Source organism: Armatimonadia bacterium (genome assembly GCA_039679385.1).
Classification (GTDB): Bacteria; Armatimonadota; Zipacnadia; order Zipacnadales; family JABUFB01; genus JAJFTQ01.
Genome location: JBDKVB010000090.1, coordinates 1 through 4,890 on the forward strand (window position 1 = coordinate 1; position 4,890 = coordinate 4,890).

At 66.0% G+C, this 4,890-nt stretch carries 3 protein-coding genes; 2 read left to right on the forward strand and 1 reads right to left on the reverse strand.

The genetic code is table 11. The features are described from left to right. Positions 1 to 600 (forward strand): hypothetical protein (locus ABFE16_10440; protein MEN6345712.1); only part of this gene is annotated, 600 nt, incomplete at its 5' end. A gap of 226 nt (positions 601 to 826) precedes the next feature. After that, positions 827 to 2,116: an MFS transporter gene (locus tag ABFE16_10445; GenBank protein MEN6345713.1), complete on the forward strand. Its 1,290-nt coding sequence runs from the start codon at positions 827 to 829 to the stop codon at positions 2,114 to 2,116. A 15-nt stretch (positions 2,117 to 2,131) separates the two neighbouring features. On the opposite strand, the gene ABFE16_10450 is transcribed toward ABFE16_10445, so the two are convergent. Further along, on the reverse strand, positions 2,132 to 4,890 hold a 2,759-nt coding region (locus tag ABFE16_10450; GenBank protein ID MEN6345714.1), incomplete at its 5' end, for a beta-galactosidase.

Genomic DNA, 4,890 nt, shown 5'->3' on the forward strand with positions numbered 1-4,890 from the left:
GTCGCTGAGGGCAAGCTGCCGGTCTGGATGGTCCTGCAGGTTGCCTTCAGCGGCGTCGTCAAGCCCGGCAAGACCCTCCGCTTCCCCACCTTCGCCGAAGAACGGTTCATGGCATACCAGGCCATCATCAACGGCGCTCGCGGGCTTGTCTTCTTCGGTGGTAACCTGCCGCAGGCCATGACTGCCGAGGATGCAGCCCTGGGCTGGAACTGGCGCCTCTGGCGACGAGTGCTGCGGCCCCTCATGGAGGAGATCGGCCGCTCGAGTCCGCTGCATCCGGCGCTGATCGCTCCCGCCGCGGGTCAGCGGGTGCAGGTTGAGGTCCGGCAGTCCTTCGCCGCAGAGGCGACTGCGAAGGACCTGGAGTTCTGCGTCCGAGAGACGCCTGACTACCTCTACCTGCTGGCCTGCAAGCGCGAAGGCGCCACCGTCGAGGTCGAGTTCAGCGGCCTGCCGGAGGACTGCGGTAAGGGCGAGGTGCTGTACGAGGAGCCCCGTACAGTGCAGGCCGCAGACGGCAAGTTCACAGACTGGTTCGGCCCCTTCGAGGTCCATGTGTACCGCTTCGCCCGACCTGCACCGGTGACGACTGTTCCCTGAGGAACAGGCTTGCAGAAGGCTGGTCTGATTGGCAGTCCGGAGTCCGTTGCCCGCAAGGTCGCTTGCCTGACTGGCCCTGGGGCCGGGGGTGAAGGGAGACGCTCGGAGCAGGACGTAGCGAAGCCCCGGTGCTACTTCGGCAGGTTCTGGTAGGAAAGCTGTGGCCCAGGGCGAAGGCATGGCTGCCTTCCGTCGGCTGTCGACTACCCATGAGCGGAGCGCCACCATGACCTCAGACGGAGCGGTCGGTCGCGCACCTGTGCACTACGGTTGGGTCATCCTCGCCGGCGGCACTCTGTGCGTTTTTGCCGCCCTTGGTCTGGCGCGGTTCGGCTACTCGATGGTTCTCCCCGCCATGCAGACGGCACTCGACATGGACAACACCGAGGCGGGTCTGCTGGCCACGGCAAACCTCGCAGGCTACCTGATCCTGTGCGCGATCGGCGGGGCCCTGGCGTCACGTTTTGGCCCACGTTGCGTGATCACGGCAGCGCTTGTGGTGGTCGGGGTAGGCTTGGGGCTTACAGGTCTGGTCCACAGCCTTCCTGAGGCCGTCGTCTGGCGAGGCGTTACAGGACTGGGGAGTGGCGCCGTCAACGTACCCGCGATGGGGCTGGTGGCAGGCTGGTTCGGTCGTCGCCGGCGTGGTCTCGCGGCCGGGATCGCCGTATCAGGCTCCTCGCTGGGGCTGATCCTCCTGGGACCCACGGTGCCGCAGATCATCACCCGCTATGGCGATGAGGGTTGGCGCATGTGCTGGATGGGCTTCGCCGGGCTGGCGCTGGTCGTGGCCCTCCTCGCGGTTGTCTTCCTGCGCAATCGACCTTGCGAGGTCGGTCTGCAACCCCTGGGCGCCGAGCCGGAGGAGACTCTCGCGGCGGCTCCGCAGGAGAAGCTCGCCTGGGGAGCCGTGTACCGCTCGTGGACGGTCTGGCATCTGGGGTCGGTCTACGTCGCCTTCGGGTTCGCCTACATCATCTACATGACGTTCTTCGTCAAGGCCCTGGTCGCGGGTGGCCACTACACACCGAGGGAGGCAGGTAGCCTCTTCATGGTGATGGGCTGGTGCAGCCTCTTCTGTGGCCTGATCTGGGGAACGGTCTCGGACCTCATCGGCCGGAAGCGTGCGCTGGTGATCGTCTACCTGGTCCACGCCCTGTCCTTCAGCCTCTTCGCTCTCTGGCCAACGGTACCAGGCTTCACGCTCTCCGCGGTGCTCTTCGGCCTGTCCGCCTGGAGTATCCCCGCGATCATGGCAGCGGCCTGCAGTGACATGCTCGGTCCGCGATTGGCACCGGCAGCACTGGGTTTCGTAACGCTGTTCATGGGCGTGGGCCAGGCACTCGGTCCGACTGTCGCCGGAGCTATCGGCGATCGGGCTCCCTCGCTTCTGCCCGCAATGCTTCTCGCGGCGGCGGTCTCCCTCCTCGGCGCAGTGGGGGCCGCCCTCCTGCGTCCTGTGACGGCGGTCAGCGCCAGCCCTGCCCAGGCTGCCCCGATTCCCGAGGACCTGTGAAGCAGAGCCCGACCCCTAAGGTGCGTCCTCGATTCGCAGCAGGCGTGTCTGCGGGCCTTGCAGCTCCACGCTAAGGTCCGTCACGCTCTGTCCCAGCACGTCGCCGGTCATGAGGTCGGTCACCTTCACCGGCCTCCCGAAATGGAGACGCTCGGTCCGCGCTGCAGCAGTGTGAAGGGCCACCAGGTTGCGGCTCACGAAGCTCGGTTCGGTGCTTTCGACGGTGATGGGCACTCCGGCAGTTCGCACAAGGCGCTTGACGACCTCGGGCGAAAGCAAGGGTGCCGCCGAGTAGACACTCGTCCACGTCCCCGACTTCTTCACTGCCAGCGCAGGCAGGTCCGTCCCCTCGTAGCATGCTTCTACCTGCACACCCTCGGCCGCAGGCGAGAAGGTCGGCGTCAGCTTGATGCTCGGCTGCTGCCAGTCGGTGACGCCCCGGCCAAGAGCGCTGTCCGGCTTGAAGGCCATGCGCCAGAGTGTCGGCTCGTCATGCCGGGTCATCTGCATGCCCGTCAGGTCGCCGATGCGCTTCACATCCAGGCTGCTGTCGTTGACGTATCCCGGCGCATACAGCCACACCAGCGTTCGCCCGTCGGCCTGGAGGTTGTTCATGATCCACTGCCGGTCGCCGTCGCTGATCTTGTAGCAGTTCAGGAAGAAATAGCACCTGAACCTGGGCACCTTCCCACCGATGACGTCTCTGAGCAGGTAGTAGTTGAAGGGGGCGCCCACGCGCTCGAAGACGGCCTTCTGCTGAGAGACGGTCCAGTAGTTCACCTCGAAGGCATGGCTCATGTAGGCCGAGGGGCTCTCCTCATCCACGATCACGGCAACGCTCTCGGGGTCCGGTCCGCGGTCGGGCCAGTCCACCCACTGCTCGTCGATCTCATGCAGCTTACCGATGATCTGTCCCTGGCGCGGATCACGCGCGATCCAGCCGTTGCTGAAGTCAAACCACTGCGTCGCTGCACCCTTGACGTTGGCGATGGCATACCCTCGTTCGAGCTGGCTCACCGTTCCCGTCAGTCCGTCCGGCGCGCCGTGGCGTCGCTGGTTGGCGTCGGTCACCAGGTGGGTGCGCAGATCGTCCTGCAGCACCCACAGCTTGTCATGCGCGACGACGGAGCCGATGGGGCTCATGACCGCGTAGGTGTCCCCGACCTCGCGCGAGGAGTAGTCCAGAGGCGACATCAGGAAGTCGCAGTACCTGGACTCAAGCAGCCTGCTGAGAGCGAAGTGCCCGGCATCGCCTGCCCGTCGAGCGCCGCTGAGCATGGTCAGTTCGTAGCCGTAGTAGGTGCCGCAGAGCGCCTCTCCGCCGCTGGCGTCCTTGATGATCCGGAAGTAGTGCTCGATGCCGTCGACCATCACGTCCTGGTGGAACTTGTAGAAGTCGATGACATACTGCCACTGCCGCGGGTCGCGGAAGACGGTGTCCTTCGGGCCGTCGCGCTGCTCAACCGAGGGGATACTCACGTTCTCGAAGGTGATCTGCGGCTGCTTCCACGCGATGCGCAGCTTCTCAAGGTCGCCCCCGTAGGTCTTGCGCGTCCACTCACGGAAGGCCGCCTGCATGGGTTCGCTGTAGTCGCTCGGATCGAAGGGCCCGACGGAGCCCCAGTGCTGCCATTCCCAACTCACTCCCGAGCAGGGCTGGTAGCCAAGTATCCTCGCAGCATAGGGAGCTGTCCGGCAGTGCTCGGTGAAGCGCCGGACGGCGTCGCCGCTGTCGGCACGCCACCTCAGCGAGGCCAGCGAGACGACCTTCCCGGCAGATCCGTAGATGCCCACGCTGGTGCTGCCGCTCTCGGTGCGGCACAGCTCTGCGTCCTTGCCCTCCATCCACCAGGGATGCCGCAGGCCGGAGACCTCATAGGTGACCAGCAGCGTCGCCTGCGGGTCGTAGGTGAGCAACTGCAGGACCTTGCGGTCCCAGGCTGAGTAGTCGAACTTGCCCTCGCCGAGCCAGCCGAAGTCGCCGGCATCGACTTCGTACAGGTGCAGACCGTTGTCGGCCATGTTCGAGATCCGGGCAGCGCCGACAGTTGTCTCCAGGTAGTGCATGAAGGAGGCGGGACGACCGTTCACAAGGAGCGTCGGCAGGCCCTTGTGGCGCTTCACCTCGACGGTCGGGCGCTCCTCGGCCAGAGCCGGAGCCTTGACCTGCAGAGCGCCGATCACGACGCCGCGACCGGTCTCGTACTCAGTGCGCGGGTAGCCAAGGGCGACTTCGTACTTCCCCGCCGGGAGGAACCGTGTCAGAGGCAGCCGGATCGGGCCGACCTCGTACCCCTCGGCGGAGCGATGTACCATACCCGCACCGTAGGCGCGTCCGTAGAGCATCTCGCCATCACGCAGGAGCGCGAACCGCAAGGAGCTGCTCTCGGCTTCCCTCGGCAGATGGTCGAGGGTGGCAAGGACGACGACCTCCGACCCGGCGGTCGCTTCGCGCGGCATCGAGGACTTCAGGAGCCGCACCTTCTCGCGTGGGCCGAGGTACTCGTAGGGCACATAGCCCCAGGGCTCGCGTCCTGCCACGGTGATGGCCTTCGCCGCCGGCCAGGCGCTATCGTCGAAGGCGGCAGAAGTCCATCCCTCCAGCGCCTCGCCTACTCCCTTCCAGGTGTCGTCGCTGCGCAACTCAACGCTGCCCTGTGGCCATCGCACCGCACCCTCGAGAAGGGCTCCCGAGGAGGCACCGGCGTTGCGAGCCAGGATGGCAATCACGTTCCGACCAGGCACCAGGTATGGCTTGATGCCGACCAGCTCCG